Source organism: Streptomyces sp. NRRL S-337, from assembly GCF_000720175.1.
GTDB lineage: Bacteria > Actinomycetota > Actinomycetes > Streptomycetales > Streptomycetaceae > Streptomyces > Streptomyces siderophoricus.
This window is the reverse complement of sequence record NZ_JOIX01000159.1, coordinates 1-2,195: the sequence shown is the minus strand read 5'-3', so window position 1 is coordinate 2,195 and position 2,195 is coordinate 1. Positions and strand designations below refer to the sequence as shown.

Sequence of the window (2,195 nt, the reverse complement as noted above, 5' to 3'; positions counted from 1 at the left end):
GGTGTAGACCTTGCCGCGCTCGGCCGGCAGCAGGCCGGCGACCGCCTTGAGCAGGGTGGACTTGCCCGAGCCGTTGGAGCCGATCAGGCCGATGGACTCGCCGCGGTAGGCGGTGAAGGACACGCCCTTGACCGCGTGCACCTCCCGCACGCCAGTGGAGGGCTTGCGGCGGATGATGCGGTTCAGGGCCGCGGTGGCGCTGCCCTTGCCGGCACCCGTGCCGTAGACGCGGTAGACGATGTGCAGATCGTCCGCGATCACCGTCGGGATCCGCTCCTGGGCGGCCGCCGTGGGGCGCACGCCGTTCTTCTCCGCCGTCATGAGCTCAGCCACGTCCGTACCGCTCCTCAGCCTTCCAGAAGTACACATAGCCGCCGATACCGGCCAGCAGCGCCCAGCCGATCGCGAACGCCCAGACGTGCGGCGGCAGTTGCTTCGCCGTGAAGCTGTCGATCAGCGCGAAGCGCATCAGGTCGATGTAGACCGCCGCCGGGTTGGCGTTGAGCAGCAGCTCCACGATCTTCGGGAGGTGCTTGCCCTGGAGGATCACGCTGATGCTGAACATCACGCCGGACGCGTACATCCACGTCCGCATCACGAAGGGCATCAGCTGCGCCAGGTCCGGGGTCCGGGAGCCGAGGCGGGCCATGACCATCGCCAGGCCGGTGTTGAACACGAACTGCAGGGTCAGCGCCGGCAGGACGAGCAGCCACGACCAGGTCGGCAGCTGTCCGAAGCACAGCAGGATGACCCCCAGCACGCCCATGGAGAACAGCAGTTGCTGGAGCTGCGCCAGGCAGAACGAGATCGGCAGGCAGGCCCGCGGGAAGTGCAGCGCCCGCACCAGACCGAGGTTGCCGGAGATCGCCCGGGTTCCGGTCATCACCGAGTTCTGCAGGAAGGTGAAGATGAAGACCCCGGTCACCAGGAACGGGATGAAGTCCGGTACGTGTCTCCTCGTGTCGAGCAGCACACCGAAGATCAAGTAGTAGACGGCGGCGTTGAGCAGCGGGGTGATCACCTGCCAGAGCTGCCCGAGCTTGGCGGTGGTGTACATCGCGGTGAGCCGGGCGGTGGCGAACGAGGTGATGAAGTGCCGCCGCTGCCACAGCTGGCGGGTGTACTCCGGCAGCGAGGGGCGGGCACCGCTCACCGTGAGGCCGTGGCGTTCGGCCAGCGCGCGCAGCTCGGGGTCGGGGGCGGTGCCGGGGGCGGGCGCCCGTTCCGGTGCCGGTGCCGGGGCCGGGGGAGTGAGGGTCTGGGGCATGGGGGCCGCTTTCGCTTGCGTACGGGGGCCGCAGAACGGAGTGCGACGACGGAACGGGTCCGTATCGTCGCGACGCCGACACTAAAGGGAGCTCGCGTCGAAACGCAACCGTAGCGTCGTGACGCTAGGCTCAAGCCATGGCAAAGAACGGCAACGGGAACGACCCCGCGGCGGGCCGGCGTGCCCCGGCGGGCGCCGCGGTACTGCGCGAGGACAAGACCGAGGCGATCCGCGCGGCGGTGTTCGCGGAGCTGGCGGCGGTGGGCTTCGCCCGGATGTCGATCGAGGGCATCGCCCGCCGCGCGGGCGTCGGGAAGACCGCCGTCTACCGGCGGTGGCGCTCCAAGCTGCACCTCGTCCTGGACGTGGTCTCCGCGGTGGCCGCCGCGGGCCTGCCGACCCCGGACACCGGGTCGCTGCGCGGGGACGTACGGATGCTGCTGGAGGTCGCGGCCCGGGCGTTGCGGCACCCGATGGCGTCGCAGATCATCCCGGACCTGCTGGCGGAGGCGGCGCGCAGCCCGGAGCTGGCGACCGCGCTGCAGGCGGCGCTGCACGACAGCCAGGAGGGTGTGGCGGCCGCGGTGGTGGCCAGTGCGGTGACGCGCGGCGAGCTGCCGCAGGACGTGGACACCCGCCTCGCGCTCGACCTGCTGACCGGCCCGCTGTACTGGCGGCTGCTGGTCGTACGCGACGAGCTGCCCAAGGGTTACCTCGACGCCCTGGCGGACTCGGTGGCGGCGGCCCTCGGGGCGGAGTGAGCGGAGTTCCCGGGGGAGCGCGGGGGAGGCGGGGCGGAGTGGGGTCGGCGAGCCTCTGGGCGGGTGAACCCTAGTACTGCAACCGCATGTGGGGGTTGTGGCCTCGGCGTTGGTAGTGGCAGTGGCGGGCTCGGGCTTGGCTGCGTCTGCGGAAGTGTGACCAGTGC

Annotated in this window: 3 protein-coding genes; 1 reads left to right on the top strand and 2 read right to left on the bottom strand. The window is 70.8% G+C overall.

The window, feature by feature from the left end:
• Together IG62_RS0140805 and IG62_RS0140800 are read right to left on the bottom strand one after the other, a co-directional pair.
• The coding region (locus IG62_RS0140805; RefSeq protein ID WP_030816310.1) for an ATP-binding cassette domain-containing protein at nucleotides 1-321 on the bottom strand (321 nt) is incomplete at its 3' end.
• A 4-nt stretch (nucleotides 322-325) separates the two neighbouring features.
• Nucleotides 326-1,267: an ABC transporter permease gene (locus tag IG62_RS0140800; protein ID WP_030816308.1), complete on the bottom strand. Its 942-nt coding sequence runs from the start codon at nucleotides 1,265-1,267 to the stop codon at nucleotides 326-328.
• 137 nt (nucleotides 1,268-1,404) lie between these two features.
• On the opposite strand from IG62_RS0140800, the gene IG62_RS0140795 reads away from it, so the two are divergent.
• Nucleotides 1,405-2,028, top strand: a complete 624-nt coding sequence (locus IG62_RS0140795) for a TetR/AcrR family transcriptional regulator (protein ID WP_030417326.1) — start codon at nucleotides 1,405-1,407, stop codon at nucleotides 2,026-2,028.
• Nucleotides 2,029-2,195 lie beyond the last annotated feature (167 nt).